Consider the following 19,080-nt stretch of genomic DNA (forward strand, 5'->3'; position numbering starts at 1 on the left):
ATTGATGCATAAAGGGAGCGAATGATATGAAAGTCAAAAAAGCAGTGATTCCAGCAGCAGGATTAGGTACGCGGTTTTTGCCGGCTACGAAAGCAATGGCCAAAGAAATGTTGCCAATCGTCGATAAGCCGACGATTCAATTTATTGTTGAAGAAGCTTTACAATCAGGAATCGAAGATATTTTGATCGTAACTGGTAAAGCGAAACGGCCGATTGAAGATCATTTCGATGCCAATTTAGAATTAGAAATGAATTTAAAAGAAAAAGGCAAGACGGAATTATTAAAGCTTGTAGAAGAAACGACCGATGTCAATTTACACTTTATTCGTCAATCACATCCTAAAGGTTTAGGCCATGCTGTCTTACAAGCCCGTGCCTTTGTTGGTAATGAACCCTTCGTTGTAATGTTGGGAGACGATTTGATGGAAGACGAAGTGCCTTTGACCAAACAGTTGATCGATGACTACGAAACGACCCATGCCTCAACCATTGCTGTGATGGATGTACCCCACGAAGATACGTCTAAGTATGGAATCATTGATCCTGGTATGCAAGTTGAAAAAGGATTGTATAATGTAAAGAATTTCGTCGAAAAACCTTCACCAGATAAAGCACCAAGTGATTTAGCGATTATTGGCCGATATCTTTTGACACCAGAAATTTTTGATATCTTAGCCAATCAAGCACCAGGTGCTGGAGATGAGATTCAATTGACTGATGCCATTGATACATTGAATAAAACCCAGCGTGTGTTTGCCCGTCAATTTACTGGTAAACGTTTTGATGTAGGAGATAAGTTTGGGTTTATGAAAACCAGCATCGAATATGGCTTGAATCATCCTGAAGTCAAAGATAATTTGAAAAAATATTTGATTGATTTGGGGAAGAAATTGGCAGCTGATGCACCAGAAACTAACATGCCGCTTGAGAAAAAAGACAAGCCAAAAAACAAAGCATAGAAAGATGAAAACAGGGCAGATCAGCCCTGTTTTTCACAAAACGAATGAAAGCGGATTATTTTTTGTTGCATACTGTCTTTTATTTGTCGAAAAGGGTGCAAAATGCTATTCTTAGTATAAGTAAATCGGGAAGGAGCCATTCTATGACAGGAGGAGAAATTGCTGCACTGATCGCGGCAATCGCATTTGTCGTACTTGTCGTCTTTGTTGTACGATTATTGATGCAAGTGAGTAAAACGATGACCAAGGTGGATAAAACGGTAGAAGAAGCCAATACCACGATTCGTGTCATTACCAAAGATGTTGATATTCTTTCAAAAGAAGTCGAAGGACTACTCGTAAAAACGAATGAGCTTTTACAAGATGTCAATGGAAAAGTTGCAACAATCGATCCATTATTCACCGCTGTGGCAGACTTAAGTACCAGTGTATCTGAATTAAATGTATCTGGTAAAAATTTGATCACGCGGGTCGGCAGCCTGGGTCGCACGACGGCTAAAGCGACGGTTGCTGGTAAAGTGGGTCAAACAGCGATGAAATTCTTTAAAGATAAAAATAACCAAAAATAAAAGGAGGACTTTATATGAGTAAAAAAGGTGGATTTTTATTAGGAGCGATCATTGGCGGAACAGCAGCAGCTGCTGCAGCACTTTTATTGGCGCCAGAATCAGGAAAAACTTTGCGCAACAAACTGGCAAAACAAGCGGATGATCTTTTAGATAAAGCGTCAGATTATGGTGATCTAGCGAAAGAAAAAAGTAATGATTTGGTTGATATTGCTAAAGACAAAGCAGCCAAATTAAGTGACCAGGCATCAGAATTTACCGGTTCTTTAACAGGCAAAGTTGAAGATTTGAAAGATTCAGCTGTTGATACTTCAGGTGATACTGTAGAAGAGTTAAAGAAACAAGCTGGCGATTTATCAGAACGCTTCAAAAAGTCAGCTAGTGAGATCAAATCAACTGCAGCTGACAACAAAGAAGATGCTGATGACACTTTACAAGATATTATCATTGATGCAAAGTCAACTGCACAAGACATGAAGGACACTGTTAAAGAAGGCGCTGATGAAGCAAAACCTGTTATTGAGGATGCAAAAAAAGAAGGCAAATCAGCCGCAGCTGACTTAAAAAAAGAAGCGGATAAAACCGCAGATGATGTGAAAAAAACAGCCAAAGCAGAAGCAACAGAAGCCAAGGCAGACTTTAAGGATGCGAAAGAAGAGTTAAAAGACACATTAGAAAAAAATAATCCTGAAGCGTAATTTCTTTTTTTCGCAGATGATAGCAAAAGGAACCAACGAAAGAATCACGTTGGTTCCTTTTTTATTATCTTTTTTCTAAGGCTTGATTGATTTCCCAGTCACATAGTTGATAGATCCAATCTTCCAGCGCCGAAAAGACGAAACCGATCGAATCTGCTTGGGATGTATTGATTGAATAAGCGGGTGTTCCATTATAGGGGCCTTTCGCGCCATCTGCAGCGAAGCGTGGCACGTAACCGGTTTTTGAGGTTCCGTAGTTCAACACTTCTTCTATGGATATCGTTCCTTTTGAAGCGCCATTGATTGGGCCTGTGTAATCACTAGTGCCTAAGAAAGCCAGAAAACGACCAGCTTCCACTGCATCAACAAAAGCCATTTGACTGCCGGCATTGTCAATAGCCATCGGTTCTTGGTTTACAAGCTTTTCTAAATAGAAGGCGAAACGCTTCGTATAATCTTCTCGACCAATCACATAGGGAAAGCGCACGAAGGTTGCGGACACATGAGGGTAACATTTGGCAAGAATCGTTTCCACGGTTTGTTTTCCCTCACCATATGGCAACAGATCGGATTCCGCCAATCGGACATCGTGTTCTAGTGGTTGAAAATCACGCTCTTGCATATCAGGGTGCAAGTCTGGATAAACAGACATGGAACTGGTGACTACATAACGCTGGGTCGACACATGCTTCAGTAAGTTTTCGACATCTTTCGCACTATAAGCAATATTATCAAAAACGATATCGTATGTTTCTTTCGTCAATACATCTTTAATACTTGATGCATTGGTTCGATCAAAGACTAGTCGCTTGACTTGGTCACCGAATGGATCAGCCGTTTTCCCTCTGGTAGCGATCGTGACAGCCATTCCTTGGTCAAGCAGTGCATAGACCAAGTGTTTCCCGAAAAAGCGTGTACCGCCTAAAACTAATGCTTTCTTAGCCATAGGATCCTCCTTATCAATCTTCTGTTTTATGATAAAATTTGTAATTCTTTGGTTGTTTTTGTAAATGGTACACAACCGTCTTTTGTGACGTAAACACAATCTTCGATACGTACACCAACTTGATTAGGCATGTAGATACCTGGTTCGATCGAGAAGCACATGCCTTCTTGAATCACTAGGTCATTGCCGGTGATCAGTGAAGGGAATTCATGGACGGTTGTACCAATGCCGTGTCCAAGACGATGATTGAAGTATTCTCCGTAACCATATCCAGTAATGACATCTCTAGCGATTTGATCTAACTCACCAGCAGTGATTCCGGGTTTAACAGCGGCTTGAGCCGTTTGTTCTGCTTCTAATACAATATCATAGATTTTGCGTTGTAATGTTGTTGGCTCGTGATAGGCAACTGTGCGGGTTGCATCACTGCAATAGCCTTTCCAAATGACACCAAGGTCGAACAATACCAATTCATTGGCTTTGATGCGACGATCGCCAGGTACACCATGCGGACTAGCAGCATTGTCGCCTGCTAGGACGGTTGTGTCAAAGGACATGTGGGAAACGCCTCGTTTTTTCAATTCATATTCGATTTCTGCAACGATCGCACTTTCGCTCACGCCTTCTTTAACAGCAGCAAAGCCAATCTCAAAAGCGACATCTGCCCAAGAGCCAGCTTCAAGCAATAACTCGATCTCACTCGCTGTTTTAGTCAATTGCATCGTTTGAATCATAGGCGTCACATCTAAATGAAAGTCTGTTTGAGGCAATCGTGTTTTCAATGCTTCATAACGTTCAACCGATAAATCGTTTTTTTCTAAAGCAAGCCGACGTAATTGATACCGTGTCGTAAGTTCTTGGCTGATTTTATCCCAAGGATCTTCACTATCTAAATAACCGACAACATCAAATGGCCAGCCGCTGTTTTTGGCTTCTTCCACTTCAAGTGCAGGGGTAAATAGGAAAGGGTCTTTGTCAGGGGATAAAAACAAAGCCAATACACGTTCATGAGGATCGCTCTTGAAACCTGAAAAATACGCAATCGTGGCAGGATTTGAAATATATCCAGCATCAGCACCATTTTCTTTGAGCCATTGATTCAACTCTGACATTTTCTTTTTATTCATTGAGAATTCCTTCTTTCACGTAATATAATCTATTTTAACACGCTTTGGAAAAGAATAGACAAAGAACTCTGGGAAAATAGCTAAGTTTTCATGAAAACGAAATTAAAACGGTTGCAAATCTGTTAAAAGTTTGCTATTCTATCAAAGAAATGTAAATAAGATTTTCTGAAAATAGAATAAGGGAGATATATCATGGAAAAACAAACAATTACAATTTACGATGTTGCAAGGGAAGCAAATGTGTCAATGGCAACTGTGTCGCGGGTCGTTAACGGCAATCCCAATGTAAAACCAGCAACCCGTAAGAAAGTGCTAGAAGTGATCGACCGCTTGGATTACCGTCCAAATGCTGTTGCTCGTGGTTTGGCAAGCAAAAAGACAACAACTGTGGGTGTCATCATTCCTGATGTCAGCAATATGTTCTTTTCTTCACTTGCACGTGGAATCGATGATGTAGCAACCATGTATAAATACAATATTATTTTGGCAAACTCAGACGGCGATACCATGAAAGAAGTCAATGTATTGAATAACTTGTTGGCAAAACAAGTAGATGGCGTGATCTTCATGGGCCATCGGATCACTGATGAGATCCGCGGCGAATTTTCTCGTTCAAAAACACCAGTTGTTTTGGCTGGCTCGATCGATCCAGATGAACAAGTTGGCAGTGTCAACATTGATTATACAGCTGCCACTAAAGATGCTGTGTCTTTGTTAGCGAAAAATAATCAAAAAATCGCCTTTGTCAGTGGTGCATTGATTGATCCAATCAATGGTCAAAACCGTTTGAAAGGGTACAAAGATGCCTTGAATGAAAATGACTTATCTTACTCTGAAGGCTTGATTTTTGAATCACCATACAGCTTCAAAGAAGGCTTAGCTATTGTGGATCGTATTATCAATAGCGGTGCAACTGCAGCTTATGTAACGGATGATGAATTGGCCATCGGTATTTTAGACGGCTTATTAGACAAAGGAATCAAAGTACCTGAAGACTTTGAAATCATTACTAGCAACAACTCGTTATTGGCAGAAGCTGCTCGTCCACGTCTTTCAAGCGTAACACAACCTCTTTATGATATGGGTGCTGTTGCTATGCGTCTGTTGACGAAAATGATGAACAAAGAAGAAGTAGAACAAAAAACGATTATCTTGCCTTACGGTATTTCAGAAAAAAGTTCAACAAAATAATTTCAAGTTATCTCATAAAAAATAAAGCTTCATGTTCACTCCTTGCAAGTAAGTCTATTTCGATTACGCGTAAGGGATGAAATGAAGCTTTTTTTTTGGCAAAAAAAACTGACCAGCATCCGCTGATCAGTCGTTTTCTTTCTCGTCATTCTCTGTTGTTTCTTTTGCGGTGTCATCACCGTCATCATCTTCATCTTTTTTCTCAGTAGAAGAATTGTTATTGGTGTTGCTATTGTTATTGGTATTCGTATTGGTACTAGTAGCAGTAGTTGTTTTTGCCGCAGCAGGTGCGATTTTTTTCCAGTAGTTGCTGTAGTTCGCATCTGATCCACCGATGCCAAAATCAAAACTGACTGTACTTGGTCCGCCAGTTGCCCAGTAAGAGGTGACTTTTGCTGATGGATTGGCAATGCTGGTCTTATCAACGGTCACTGAGCCACCAGGTAGGGTACCTGTTGCTTTAGACACTTCGACTTTCTTGACATCACTGGATAGTTTGAATGTTTGATCGAGACCAAAAACTTCTTGGTTGGTTTGGTATATGCGGTTGATCAAGTACGCCATATAATTGGCGGTTCTTGTCCCTGCGGTATTGTCTGTTCCTTTGTTGTCATCTCGGCCAGCCCAACTACTAATCGTGATCGACGGGGTGGAAACCACCAGCCATGAATCAGAGTAGTCATTGGTTGAACCTGTTTTGCCGACCCAGTCAGCATTGCCCAAATTATAATCCAGGCCGCTGATAATTGATTTGAATGGACTTGTTTTTTGTTCATCGATCACACTGCGCATCATATCAGTCATGATTGAAGCAGTAGCTTCAGAAAAGACTTGTACAGGGTTGGCTTCATGTTGATACAATACTTCACCATCGTTGTCTTTGATTGATTCAATCAGATAGCCTTGTTCGTAAACACCATTATTCGCCAGTGTTTGAAACCCATTGGTTTGTGTAGCGACTGTCACATTGGTGACGCCCAAAGGTGCCGATTCATATGCCCAGCTGTTATCTTCAGGATAGTTCATTTTGCTTAAGTAATTGCTGTAAGAATAGAAATGATCGCCTTCAGCTTCCCAAAGGTCTTGGAAAATATTGGTAGCAGCAATGTTACTAGATACTTCCAAAGAGTCTCGAATCGACATAAAAGTATTCGTTCCAGTATTCGTGGCATTAGCGATCGTTTCACCCGCATTTTCTCCCGTACGCCATTTGGCTGCGTAATCAGATACCATCGATTCAGAACCAATCAAACCTTGTTCGATTGCTGGACCGTAAACAAGCATAGGTTTAATGCTTGATCCTGCTTGACGCTGGGCATCAAATGCATGGTTAAATTGATTTTCATTATAATCCCGACCGCCTACAAAGCCCAAAATCTTACCTGTGGCATTGTCCATCATCACATTGCCGACTTCAATCGTGGCATCACCCCAATTATCCAGCATATAACCGTATTTATCTACGGCATCTTGCATGGCATTGTAAATGCCTTTGTCGATCGTAGAGGTGACAGTATACCCGCCATTGACCAGTTTTTGTTGTGCAAGTTCTAAATATTTTTGATATGTTTCATCTTTGGCATATTCTTCATCACTGATTTCATCGTCTTTGGCCAACTGTTGCGCGATGATATCTTTGGCTTCATTCAAGACGGTATAATATAGGAAACTTTGATCCGTTTGTTCGATTGCTTGTTGTTGCTTGAAGTCTTGTTTTAAATCATAGCTGAGTGCTTCCTCATACTCTTCTTTTGTAAGATCGTGGTTGCGATACATACTGAAAAGCACAAAATCTTTTCTTTCTAAACCGGCGGACAGATTTTCTTTGATTTCACCTGTATTGGTATAAGGACTATAGACGATTGGACTTTGCGGCAAACCTGCGATAAAAGCAGCTTGCGGCAATGTTAGATCCGCTGCGTTGACACCAAAAATTCCTTGCGCAGCTTCTTGGACACCGGCTATGTTTTGTCCTTTATTGTTACGGCCAAAAGGGGAGATGTTCAAATACATCGTTACAATCTCATCTTTACTGAAAAATTTTTCCACTTCCATCGCCAGTAAGATTTCATTGGCTTTGCGTTTAAAGGTAGTTTCATTGGTCAAAATCTGTTGCTTGACCAATTGCTGCGTCAAAGTTGAGCCGCCGCTGCCGCCAAAACCAGTTGCTTCAGAAAGCAAAGCCCGCACGACCGCTTTGGGTACGACCCCATTATGCTCATTGAAGTACTCATCTTCAGTCGCGATGATCGCTTTTTTCAAATAGTCTGAGATTTCATCTGAATTGACTGAAGTTCGCATCAGATCAGAACGGATCGTTGCAATTTTACTGCCATCTGCGTAAGCTAGCTGCGATGTTTCTGTAATATCGGTCAATTCCTTTGCCAATTCGTCTTTTGAAGGAGCAGCTGTATCTTCCACAAGATAGGCAAAATAGCCAGCACCTATTCCTAGTGCCAGTGAACCACCTAAAATCAGCAGAGAAATCGCCACCAGCAATAGGGAATGGAGGACACGCAAGCTGATATTGACATAAAACCAACCGCCATTTTTTTGCTTCGTTTTTCTGTTTTGCTCGTTTTTCTGGGACAAAAGAGTCACCTCAATAAATTAATTTATATTCCGTTGTATTATAGCAAAAATCGGCTCGCTTGAATAGCACCCTAATGACAACCATGTAGGAACAGCTATAAATTATTCGGAAATCTCAAGGTAGGCACGTAGTGTAGAGCGTTTTTGCTAGAGATCGCAGATTTTTGCAAGTTGATTTCCGGTTAACTCTTTTCATTCCCTTGATTTTCAGTTAATATGAACAATGAAGCAATTATTTAGGAGGAGAATACATGAGTACAGACTTTTTTGAAGAACTAAAGCTTCGTGGCTTGGTTCATCAAACAACAGACGAAGCAGCATTGACCAAACAATTGAATGAAGAGTCTGTGAAATTATATATTGGGTTTGATCCGACTGCAGACAGCTTGCATATTGGTCATTTATTGCCAATCTTGATGCTGCGTCGATTCCAACAAAATGGCCATGTACCGATTGCGCTAGTTGGCGGTGGTACGGGTATGATCGGTGATCCATCTTTTAAAGATCAAGAACGCCAATTGAATACATTGGATACTGTTTTAGCATGGTCCCAAAGTATCAAAAGCCAATTGTCACGATTTATTGACTTTGATGATCAAACGAATCCAGCGCTTATTGCCAACAACTATGAATGGTTAGGCGAATTGAAACTAATCGACTTCTTACGTGATATTGGTAAAAACTTTACCATCAATTATATGATGAGCAAAGAAAGTGTCAAACGCCGAATTGAATCTGGTATTTCTTACACAGAATTTGCTTACCAATTGTTACAAGCATATGATTTCTTAAATCTATACGATGAACATGGCTGCCTGCTCCAGTTAGGCGGAAGTGACCAGTGGGGAAATATCACATCTGGAATCGAATTGTTGCGCCGCGAACGTGAAGTGCAAGGATTTGGATTGACTATGCCATTGATCACTAAAGCGGATGGAACCAAATTTGGTAAGACTGAAGGCAATGCTGTCTGGTTAGATGCTGAAAAAACGACACCTTATGAATTTTATCAATTCTGGATCAATACCGATGATCGTGATGCAGTGAAATTCTTGAAATTCTTTACTTTTCTATCTCTTGATGAGATTGCAGCCATCGAAGCAGAGTTCCAAGCAGCCCCTGAATCTCGGGTGGCGCAAAAAGCTTTGGCAAAAGAAGTGACGACATTAGTCCACGGAGAAGCGGCGTATGAACAAGCTGTCCATATTTCGGCAAGTTTATTTAGTGGGGATATCAAAGAATTGAACGCGGATGAAATCGCGCAAGGATTTAAAGGCGTACCAACGTACCAAGTAGCTGCTGCCGATGATTTGACATTAGTGGAAATTTTGACAACTGCGAAAATCGAAGCGTCAAAACGTCAAGCTAGAGAAGATATCCAAAATGGTGCGATTTATATCAATGGCGAGCGCCAACAAGATCTTACCTATGTTTTATCAGAGGCTGATCGTATCGGTGACAAATATGTCGTGATTCGTCGTGGGAAGAAAAAGTATTTCTTGTTAACATTTTAATCAAAAAGCGAGCCAAATCTCTGGTTCGCTTTTTTCATCATGTGGCATGGGAGGATAGAATAAAAAAATGGGACAGATCATTCTCAATGTAGTGGGGCTTTTCAGTATGATTTTGCTGGGGTATGTGATGAAGCGTATGGCTATCCTCTCGAAAGCGGATGGATCGATCCTTTCCAAAATCATCCTCAATATCACATTACCCGCAGCCATCATCTTGAATTTGGCACAGATGGAGATCCAAGTCGAAGCCTTAAGCTTGATTTTTATTGCAGTCGTGATAACGATTGGACAAATAGTGATTGCATGCTTGATGACCCGCAAAGAAAATAATGCGTTGCAGCAATTTGCCATGTATTGTGGTTCAGGTTTTAACATTGGTAATTTTGCCATTCCTTTTGCCCAAAGTTTCTATCCGCTAGGGATTCCATTGATTTCATTGTTCGATATGGGCAATAGTATTATGTTGGCGGGCGGAACAACGGTTTTGATCGAATTTATATTAAAGAAACGAACCTCTTTTGAACCAGGAAAAATTTTGTTGAATCTGTTGCGGTCTCCCACATTTACCGTTTACTTATTGATGCTGCTCATTCGCAGTGTCGATTGGCACCTACCGGACGCCTTTTTGGGGTTAGTCCAACCGATTGGTTTGGCCAACACATTTTTATCGATGTTTATGATTGGTTTATTCTTAGATTTCCGTTTGCCAAAACATACCACCAAAACCGTGATCAATATTTTGGTCCTGCGCTATGGTTCTGCGGTTGTATTATGTTCATTGTTTTATCTATTACCCATACCGATGTTGTTAAAACCGGTCTTGTGTCTGCTTGTTTTTGCACCGATTCCGCTGTTTGGGGTAATCAATGCTGTATTGGCTGGAATGGAAGAAGAAGCAGTCGGGTTTGTTTCTTCGGCTAGTTTTTTGATCAGTATGCCATTGATGACCATGGTATTGATTATTTTTGGACTGGCGTGAAAGGAATATGATGAGCAGAAATATCGCCAAAATTGTTGGCCGCTGTCATAATAATGAAGAATTGATTTTTAGGAGGAAAATAAAAATGTTGATTGGTTCACACGTTTCGATGAGTGGAAAGAAAATGTTGTTAGGGGCAGCAGAAGAAGCGGCTAGTTATGATGCCTCTACATTTATGATCTATACAGGTGCACCGCAAAACACACGGCGCAAACCTGTGGAAGAGATGATGATTGCACAAGGACAATCCTATATGGCCGCTCATGGCTTGTCAAATATCGTTGTCCATGCACCGTATATCATCAATTTAGGCAATACGATCAAACCTGAGAATTTTGGTTTTGCTGTATCTTTTTTAAGAGAAGAAATACAACGTGCGCAAGCATTAGGCGCTACACAAATCACTTTGCACCCAGGTGCCCATGTTGGTGCAGGACCAGAAGCCGGCATCAAACAGATCATTAAGGGATTAAATGAAGTACTGGAGAAAGAGCAAACGGCCCAAATAGCATTGGAAACAATGGCGGGTAAAGGAACGGAGATCGGTCGCACCTTTGAAGAATTGGCGGCGATCATTGATGGTGTCACATTAAACGAGAAACTATCCGTGACGTTTGATACATGTCATACCAATGATGCGGGATACAATATCAAAGAAGATTTCGATGGTGTCTTACATGAATTTGATAAAGTCATTGGATTGGATCGTTTGAAAGTGGTCCATGTCAATGATTCAAAAAATCCACAAGGCAGCCATAAAGACCGACATGCCAATATTGGCTTTGGGACGATTGGGTTTGAAGTGCTGAACAGAATCGTTCACCATGAGAAGTTGGCACATTTGCCTAAAATTCTTGAAACACCTTATGTGGGTGAAGACAAAAAGAACAAAAAGGCACCTTATAGTTTTGAGATCGCAATGCTGAAAAAGCAAACCTTTGATCCGCAATTGTTGGAGAAAATTCTAGAGGCATAATCTTTTTTATGTTTATCAGAAGTTTTGAATATGTTCCCTGACTGGTTTCTTCAGCATGGAACATATTTTTTTGGTCGTGACAGGGGATGGTTATCAGGAAGGGGAAGTCGCGGAACTACCTGATTTACGGTGGAAAGGCTGATATAATAAGGATGCAACTAATAAGTGCGGGTGTTTTTATTATTACTATGAGATACTTTGTTTATCGAAATGAAGGAGTGGGGCACGATGAATATTGGTGAAAATATTACGAAATTTCGTAAAGCACAAGGTATTTCCCAAGCTGTGTTAGCGGAGCAAATGTTTATATCTAGACAATCTGTTTCAAAATGGGAGAATCAAGAAAGTCTACCAAGTATTGAAAATTTGATTGTTCTAAGTGGTATTTTAGATATATCCTTGGATGAGCTGATTACAGGAGAGGCCTATTTGCATTTTCCTTACACATTTGGCAGATTACGTCACCAAACAATTGCAATTATATATATTTTGTTGCCAACGTTGATGATGCTGTTGTTTTTTGCAGCGGCCCTCAGTGACTCTACACAAGCGCTTGTCATGATTGTCTGTGGTATCTGTTGTCAGTTTGTTCTTTATCCGCTTTTTGTGATGATACAACCTTTTCAACTTACGCGTCTGTATACGTATTGGCAATTGTCAAAAACGGGTATCCACTGTCCGATCTATCAAACAACGTCTTTTTCGAGATATATTTTGCCGTTAAAGAGTTTATTTCATCGGTCAGAAAAACTGGTTCCTTATCATGATATACGATCGATCAAGGTCGACTGTACCGCATTTCGGGTAGATCCTTCAATTGGGACGGGTATTATCAATGCCTATACGCCACGAATGTTGTCCATCATGTATGAATCTTTTCAATTAGTTGTTTCTACGAAGAATGGCAAAGAATATATATTGGATCTGCAAGCGTACTATCAAGCAGATTCCAAAGAAAGAGACATGTTGTATAGTATCTTGCTGTTTCTTAAACGAAAACAAATTGAACTGATTGATCCAAATAAGTTGTTGCCAACGATCAAAGAAAGAGGATCAGTCACTGATAAATTATATTCAATGAAAAAAAGGTAAAAAAACCTTGGGCGCTTGATGCGACCAAGGTTTTTCATGCGTCAATTAAAATTTCTTCGCGGCTGCGGCAACTCTTTCTAATCCTTCAGCGATAATGTCCGCTGTTTTAGAAGGGTCTGCGTTATGACCTTCAATAATGACTTCATCAGTGATCGTCATACCAAACATCCCGTTAAAAACTTTTTCCATAAATGTGACAGCATTTTCCATCACGCTCATTTCGCCAGAGTAAACCCCACCACGGGCATTCAATAGGACGATTTCTTTGTCTTTTAATAATTGGTTCATTGATCCATCTTCGTTGTAAGAGAACGTGAAGCCCGCTTGGAAGATGTAGTCGATGAATGTGTGTAGGGCTGCTGGAATCGTTAAGTTCCACATTGGGAAAGCAAAAACGATGGTATCTGCCGCAGCAAATTTATTCATTACCTCTTGACGTACTGTCATCAATTCTTGTTCTTCTTGATTCAACGCTTGTTCTTGGGCTAGTTTGCCGAAAGCTTCAAACAATGTTTGACCGATATAAGGCATAGATTGTGCATAGACATCAAATGTATCAACCATTACATTGTTTGTGTCCAAGTTTTCAACGAATGTATCGAACATTTTTGCTGATACCCCATCAGGACGATTGTTTGCTTTAACAACTAAAATATTTTTCATGGTTTTCCACCTTTGTTTAAATGTAAGTTTTGGTCACAAATGGTAGTATACTATAAAATATTTTTGCTTACAATAAATAAGTGGAAAAAATCTGCTATTTTTCTGATTATTGAGACCACTTTTGCTAAAATGAAAGGATGAGGAGGGATAAAATGAAGATTTTTGTTGTCGAGGATGATCAATCACTTGTTAAAATGATCGGTGATCAATTGCAAAAGTATGCCTATGAAACGTTTATTCCGCAACGATTTGATCAAGTTTTGGCTGAATTTGACAGGATACAGCCTGATTTGGTATTGATGGATGTGAATTTGCCATATTATGATGGCTTTTATTGGTGTCAAAAAATTCGCGAACAATCATTGGTCCCTATAGTATTTATTTCTGCCCGAGATGGCAATATGGATCAAGTGATGGCTTTAGAATATGGGGCAGATGATTTTTTGGTCAAACCCTTTTCTTTTGAGTTGATGTTGGCAAAAATCAAAAGTCATATTCGACGTGTTTATGGCGATTATGCCCAAGCCGCTCGCGCCAGAAATGTCCAGGCTGGGGATTTGGTCTATTATCCAGAAGCGCTAAAAATGACATTTCAAACAAACGAAGCGTTACTGACTATTCGAGAAGGAGAATTGCTGCTATTGCTGATCAAAGCATATCCGGAGATCGTCAAGCGAGAAAGAATTTTGAGTAAACTTTGGGATGATGAACGATTTGTCGACGACAATACGTTATCAGTCAACATCGGGCGTTTGCGAAAGAAATTGACCAATTTAGGGTTGGTGGATCCAATCCAAACTGTTCGCGGCAAAGGGTATGCATTATTTGTTGATGGTGCGGACCGATGAAAATATTTCTTAGAGCACAGATGCCAATGTTGTTGGTAGAAACTTGCGCCATCGGACTGTTGATTCTATTGGTTTGGTTGGATGGTTATCGTGGTATCAATATCATGATGTATGGGCTGTTGCTGATTGTTTTACTCCATGTCATTGTCTTATATCTCTTTTACCGATCTGATCGTGGTTTTTATCGTTTTTTGCAAACGGGACATGTTCAGCAAAAAAGCAATGGATTTGTATCAAAAAGACTTCAGCATCATATCATGACAGAGCATCAGCAGGTCCAGCAGCAGCTGACTGCATTGGAGCAACATTATCAGATGCATATCAAGTTTATGCATATTTGGGTGCATCAAATGAAAACACCAGTCGCGGTTTTGGCCATGATGGCTGAAAGCGAACAAATAGACAGCGAAGATTTGCTGGCAGAAACGGATCGTTTAAGAAGCGGCTTGTCGACCGCCCTTAATTTTGTTCGCTTAGAAAATTTTACAGAAGATTTTTTGATTGAGCCGGTTTCGTTGCTGCAGATCGTCAAAGAGAGCATCAGTGAACAAAAGCGCAGTTTCATCCGTTATCACGTTTATCCCAAAGTCAATCATGAAACGGATTTTGTGGTGACCTCAGATAAAAAATGGTTGATGATCCTGTTGTATCAATTGATCAGTAACGGAATCAAATACTCTGATCAAGAAGGATATTTGGTATTTACGTTGGATAATCAGCATAAGACGTTAACCATTACAGACGCTGGGTGCGGGATTCCGGATAATGATTTGCCACGGATCTTTCGGCCTTTCTTCACAGGAGACAACGGTCGTACAACAGGTGAAGCCACAGGAATGGGGCTATATTTGGTTCAGTTGATTGCTGAACAATTGGCGATTTCTGTTGATATTTCCTCCAGGCAAGGCGTTGGTACTCAGGTGACCATCACATTTAATGAGGTGTGATGGACTAGGTTTCTTACAAATCTGTAAGCTTTCTATCAGACAATCGTTAACTTTTTTTGTCTTATCCTGATACACTATTGGCAAGAGGAGTGATTGAAATGACCTTATTAGAATTAAAGAATATCAATAAAACATATACAGGTGAAATAGCTGTTGATGTCTTGAAACAAATTGATTTACATGTACCAGAAGGTGAATTTATTAGTATTATGGGACCATCAGGAAGCGGCAAAACGACGATGCTCAATTTAGTTGCGACATTAGATCGACCAACTTCTGGCAGTTTGTTGATCAAAGGGATAGAACCTTTAACGTTGTCAAAAGATGAACTGGCTCTTTTTCGTCGACAACAGTTGGGTTTCGTTTTTCAAAACTACAATCTTTTGGCGCCTTTGACGGTGGCTGAAAATGTCATGCTGCCGCTGACATTAGACCGGGTACCAGTAGTTGAAATGAAAACCCGTTGTGCAGCGCTTCTTGATGAACTAGGCATTGCAGAGAAAGCAGATAAACGTGTATATCAGCTTTCTGGTGGTGAACAGCAACGCGTAGCCATAGCACGGGCCTTGATCCACCAACCTGAATTATTACTGGCAGATGAACCTACTGGGAATTTGGATTCAAAAGCAGCCCGTGACGTAATGGATATTTTGAGCCAAATGAATAAACAACGCAAAGTGACCACGATGATGGTCACCCATGATCCTTATTCTGCTAGTTTTTCTGACCGTATTGTCTTTATCAAAGATGGAAAGTTGTACAATGAGCTGTATCGCGGCAGTGACCAACAGCAGTTTTATCAAAAAATTCTTGATGTACTTGCGCATTTAGGAGGACGTCGCCATGAATTTCAGACAGTTGATCATTCGTAACCTCAAAGGGAATTTTCGCACCTATGCCGCCTATTTTATCAGCAGCACTTTCGCTGCACTTGTTTTTTACATCTTTAGTTTGCTGTTGTTTCATCCCCAAATGAGACAAGAAATTTCTAATAGTGGGACGATTTCTGACTTGTCGAAAATGGGGATGGCGACTGCGTTGGTCGTGATTGCTTTGTTATCGTTATTATTTTTATGGTATACATTTGTCGTCTTCTTGAAGCGCCGCAAAAGAGATCTGGCCATTTATTTGATCCTTGGGATTAGGGAAAAGGATCTGCGTCGGATTCTTTTTATTGAAAATGCACTGTTGGGTACATTGGCGACAATTTGCGGTATTCTTTTGGGCATTATCAGTACCAAGCTTCTGCTGTTGATTGCGCAAAATGTGATGCATCTGACCCATGGGTTGACATTTCTTGTGCCGGCAATCAGTGTATGTTTGACATTCATTGTCTACGTGCTGATTTTTTGGAGTATTTCATTTATCGCAACGCGGACATTGCAAGGAGAAAAAATCGTTTCGTTGATCAAAGAAGATGAAAAACCCCGTCCTGAACCCAAAAGTCATTGGAGTCTCGCACTTATGGGACTTGGACTGTTGATTGCTGGCTATGGATGCGTCTTTTATTTTAGCCTTATTTCTACGAGTATGCTCAGCTTGATGGCAGGTGTATTATTGACCGTTGCAGGAACCATGGTCAGTTTTCATCAGTTTAGTGTTTTCTTTTTGAAGCGCATAAAAAAAAGAGCAAAGTTCTTACAAGGAATCAATATGCTGACGATCAGTGAGTGGCTTTTTCGTATGCGAGACAACGCTGTAATGTACAGCTTGATCACACTTAGTACATCAGTTGCTTTTGTAGGAATTGCGGTCATGCTGGCGATTGGAAGTACGAGTTTTTCTTCGATCCAAGGCATCAGTGTGGCTTACTTTTTTTCACATTCGACTTCAGATGAAGCCTTTATTCAAAACAAAGCCGACACTGTTGGTGCCATGATCCAAGCGAAAGGGTATCAAACCAAGACGGGCAATGTCGATTTGTTATCAGTGTTTATTCAACCCGATACACCTGCAATCGCTGAAGATGCTTTTTATGGCAGTAATGGGTTTTCAGTCATGAGGGAAAGCGATTATCAGACATTGATGGCACAAATCGATGAAGAAGCAGCGCCGATTGAAAATGACCAAATTCTTGAATTAAGTCCCAATTACTCGAGACGAAAAGAACTTTTGGCTACACCGCAATCTGAAAGAGAAATGAAGTATCCTGTAGAAATTGGTATGGAGACGATGATAAAGGAAGAAATGACTGTTGTTCATAGTCCCTCCATGTTATCTTTGAACTATTATGGACTAGCTGTGGTGACTGATCAAACCTACCAAAACTGGCAAACAGCTTTAGCAAAAGTTGGTGCAACAGATACCTATGGCTTTATCTGGCTTGATTATCCAGAGTGGGCAGATAATCCAGACCTCGTATCTCGTATCAATGCGCAGTTAGACGAAGAAAATGCAGCACAAGAAGCGCAGATGAATGCACTTTCTGCTTCTTTGGGTGATAAAGTCAATGACATGACAGATAAGGAATGGGCAGAAGCTACAGCTGATATTCCACCTTACATCATGTATGAATCAAAATTTCGGACCTTTCAAGAAAATCGTCAGGGCAATGGCATTATCTTGATGATCACAGTTTTATTGGGGGCTGTTTTCTTCATTTTCTCTGCATCGATTGTTTACTTCCGTCTATTTGCTGATCTTGATAAAGATGGGGCTTATCACCGTTCTTTGCACGTGTTAGGTGTGACCTCAAAAGAAAGACATGGCGTGATCCGTCGGCAATTGCAAGTCATGTATTTTCTGCCGACGATTGTTGCATTGCTGCACTTTGCAGTGGCTATGGCGGCTTTAAGAGTGTTGGTAGAGTTGCCGGTCTGGCAATTTTATGGCAGGATCGGTGGCATCTATCTGGTTTTCCAAATATGTTTTTACTTTGTTTGTTTATGGCGTTATCAAAAGGATATTGACCAATATGCAGACCCTACAGAAATTTAGTGAAAGTCAAGCAAGAAGACAGTAAATTCTTGCTTGACTTTCTTTTTTGACAATGTCATGGTAGATATAACCTTTTGTTCATTTTTTCTCAAAATGAACATTGCGGATCGATTTGTCAAAGAAAGTAGGGATAACGTGACTGAAGTATTGAGTTTGCAAGATGTATCGAAAATGATCGGTACAAAACGGATCATTGATCAAGCGTCTTTTACAATGGAAGAAGGTCAAATTGTTGGCTTATTAGGGCCAAACGGGGCTGGGAAAACCACATTGATTCGGATGATAGTTGGGTTGATGAAGCATAATACAGGCGCAATCAGTATTATGGGGCATTCGTTAGATCAATCTTTTAAGCAGGCGATTGCCTCTGTGGGAGCCATCGTAGAAAATCCAGAATTCTACAATTACATGACGGGCTATGAAAACTTGCAGCAGTATCAACGGATGGCAATCAAGAGAGGTTCTACAGCGGAACTAGATGCCTTGATCAATCAAGTCCATTTAGAAAACCATATTCATCAGAAGGTCAAAACCTACTCTTTAGGAATGCGTCAGCGCTTAGGTGTGGCTCAAGCATTGATCCATCAACCTAAGTTATTGGTCTTAGATGAACCAATGAATGGTCTTGATCCCAAAGGTATGCGTGAATTTCGCGAGATGATCCAACAACTACGAAATCAAGGGGTTTCTGTTCTGGTATCAAGCCATCAATTAAGTGATATTGAACAAATCGCCGATCATTTGATTATTGTTCAGAATGGAAAAATCACCCATCAAGTTGCGATGTCTGACTTGAAAGAAAGCCATAATCGTTTAGTGATCAAGACAGACAATAACACGCTAGCTGAAACGCTGTTGAAGGAACAGCTTCACTTAGACGTTGCACTGGAAGACGATGGTTTAAGTGTGGTTTTAGCAAGTGACGTGCGCAAAGAAATAGCGGCAGTGATCGTCTCCCATCAGATTGGGTTATTAGAAATGAAACTTCAGCATTCTTCCTTAGAGGAAACATTCTTAGCGTGGACTGAAGAAGGAGGACTTTGAC

The 19,080-nt window shown here is 40.5% G+C and carries 17 protein-coding genes; 13 read left to right on the forward strand and 4 right to left on the reverse strand.

The window, feature by feature from the left end:
- The first annotated feature begins 26 nt into the window (after window positions 1-26).
- From galU to IGI41_RS05620, 3 genes are all read left to right on the forward strand, one after another.
- Window positions 27-959, forward strand: coding sequence for a UTP--glucose-1-phosphate uridylyltransferase GalU (gene galU, locus IGI41_RS05610; RefSeq protein WP_430612062.1), 933 nt, complete (start codon window positions 27-29; stop codon window positions 957-959).
- Window positions 960-1,102: 143 nt separating this feature from the next.
- Entirely contained in the window at window positions 1,103-1,528 is a 426-nt protein-coding gene (locus IGI41_RS05615) for a DUF948 domain-containing protein (RefSeq protein WP_430612064.1), read from the forward strand.
- A gap of 14 nt (window positions 1,529-1,542) precedes the next feature.
- Entirely contained in the window at window positions 1,543-2,223 is a 681-nt protein-coding gene (locus IGI41_RS05620) for a YtxH domain-containing protein (RefSeq protein ID WP_430612066.1), read from the forward strand.
- A gap of 64 nt (window positions 2,224-2,287) precedes the next feature.
- Here the strand turns inward: IGI41_RS05620 and IGI41_RS05625 are convergent, their stop codons facing one another.
- The gene (locus IGI41_RS05625) at window positions 2,288-3,169 is read right to left on the reverse strand and encodes an NAD-dependent epimerase/dehydratase family protein (RefSeq protein WP_430612068.1); all 882 of its coding nucleotides are present in this window, start codon (window positions 3,167-3,169) and stop codon (window positions 2,288-2,290) included.
- Window positions 3,170-3,195: 26 nt separating this feature from the next.
- Window positions 3,196-4,296 (reverse strand): M24 family metallopeptidase, encoded by a 1,101-nt coding sequence (locus tag IGI41_RS05630; RefSeq protein ID WP_430612070.1) that lies wholly within the window; start codon window positions 4,294-4,296, stop codon window positions 3,196-3,198.
- A 192-nt stretch (window positions 4,297-4,488) separates the two neighbouring features.
- On the opposite strand from IGI41_RS05630, the gene ccpA reads away from it, so the two are divergent.
- Window positions 4,489-5,487, forward strand: coding sequence for a catabolite control protein A (ccpA, locus tag IGI41_RS05635; protein WP_430612072.1), 999 nt, complete (start codon window positions 4,489-4,491; stop codon window positions 5,485-5,487).
- Window positions 5,488-5,613: 126 nt separating this feature from the next.
- On the opposite strand, the gene IGI41_RS05640 is transcribed toward ccpA, so the two are convergent.
- Window positions 5,614-8,079, reverse strand: coding sequence for a transglycosylase domain-containing protein (locus IGI41_RS05640; protein ID WP_430612074.1), 2,466 nt, complete (start codon window positions 8,077-8,079; stop codon window positions 5,614-5,616).
- A 251-nt stretch (window positions 8,080-8,330) separates the two neighbouring features.
- Here IGI41_RS05640 and tyrS point away from each other — a divergent pair, with 251 nt between their 5' ends.
- The 4 genes from tyrS (at window position 8,331) to IGI41_RS05660 (ending at window position 12,640) form a co-directional block, all read left to right on the forward strand.
- Window positions 8,331-9,593 (forward strand): tyrosine--tRNA ligase, encoded by a 1,263-nt coding sequence (tyrS, locus tag IGI41_RS05645; RefSeq protein WP_430612076.1) that lies wholly within the window; start codon window positions 8,331-8,333, stop codon window positions 9,591-9,593.
- Window positions 9,594-9,660: 67 nt separating this feature from the next.
- Complete coding sequence (locus IGI41_RS05650) at window positions 9,661-10,572, forward strand: AEC family transporter (RefSeq protein ID WP_430612078.1); 912 nt, start codon at window positions 9,661-9,663, stop codon at window positions 10,570-10,572.
- Between the two features lie 85 nt (window positions 10,573-10,657).
- Complete coding sequence (locus tag IGI41_RS05655) at window positions 10,658-11,548, forward strand: deoxyribonuclease IV (protein WP_430612734.1); 891 nt, start codon at window positions 10,658-10,660, stop codon at window positions 11,546-11,548.
- Window positions 11,549-11,776: 228 nt separating this feature from the next.
- Complete coding sequence (locus IGI41_RS05660; protein WP_430612080.1) at window positions 11,777-12,640, forward strand: helix-turn-helix domain-containing protein; 864 nt, start codon at window positions 11,777-11,779, stop codon at window positions 12,638-12,640.
- A 45-nt stretch (window positions 12,641-12,685) separates the two neighbouring features.
- Here IGI41_RS05660 and IGI41_RS05665 read toward each other — a convergent pair whose 3' ends face one another.
- Window positions 12,686-13,303: an FMN-dependent NADH-azoreductase gene (locus IGI41_RS05665; protein ID WP_430612083.1), complete on the reverse strand. Its 618-nt coding sequence runs from the start codon at window positions 13,301-13,303 to the stop codon at window positions 12,686-12,688.
- A gap of 152 nt (window positions 13,304-13,455) precedes the next feature.
- Here IGI41_RS05665 and IGI41_RS05670 point away from each other — a divergent pair, with 152 nt between their 5' ends.
- The 5 genes from IGI41_RS05670 to IGI41_RS05690 all read left to right on the forward strand — a co-directional run bounded on the left by IGI41_RS05670 (window position 13,456) and on the right by IGI41_RS05690 (window position 19,079).
- Complete coding sequence (locus IGI41_RS05670; protein ID WP_430612085.1) at window positions 13,456-14,151, forward strand: response regulator; 696 nt, start codon at window positions 13,456-13,458, stop codon at window positions 14,149-14,151.
- Complete coding sequence (locus tag IGI41_RS05675) at window positions 14,148-15,098, forward strand: sensor histidine kinase (RefSeq protein WP_430612087.1); 951 nt, start codon at window positions 14,148-14,150, stop codon at window positions 15,096-15,098. Before IGI41_RS05670 ends, IGI41_RS05675 begins: the two co-directional genes overlap by 4 nt.
- A gap of 98 nt (window positions 15,099-15,196) precedes the next feature.
- Window positions 15,197-15,970, forward strand: coding sequence for an ABC transporter ATP-binding protein (locus tag IGI41_RS05680; RefSeq protein ID WP_430612089.1), 774 nt, complete (start codon window positions 15,197-15,199; stop codon window positions 15,968-15,970).
- Window positions 15,942-18,035 carry an ABC transporter permease gene (locus IGI41_RS05685; protein WP_430612091.1) on the forward strand — a complete coding sequence of 698 codons (2,094 nt, stop codon included), beginning with the start codon at window positions 15,942-15,944 and terminating at the stop codon, window positions 18,033-18,035. Before IGI41_RS05680 ends, IGI41_RS05685 begins: the two co-directional genes overlap by 29 nt.
- A 135-nt stretch (window positions 18,036-18,170) precedes the next feature.
- The gene (locus IGI41_RS05690; protein WP_430612093.1) at window positions 18,171-19,079 is read left to right on the forward strand and encodes an ABC transporter ATP-binding protein; all 909 of its coding nucleotides are present in this window, start codon (window positions 18,171-18,173) and stop codon (window positions 19,077-19,079) included.
- Window position 19,080: the final 1 nt, after the last annotated feature.

Source organism: Enterococcus sp. DIV0876, from assembly GCF_050529585.1.
Classification (GTDB): Bacteria; Bacillota; Bacilli; order Lactobacillales; family Enterococcaceae; genus Enterococcus_D.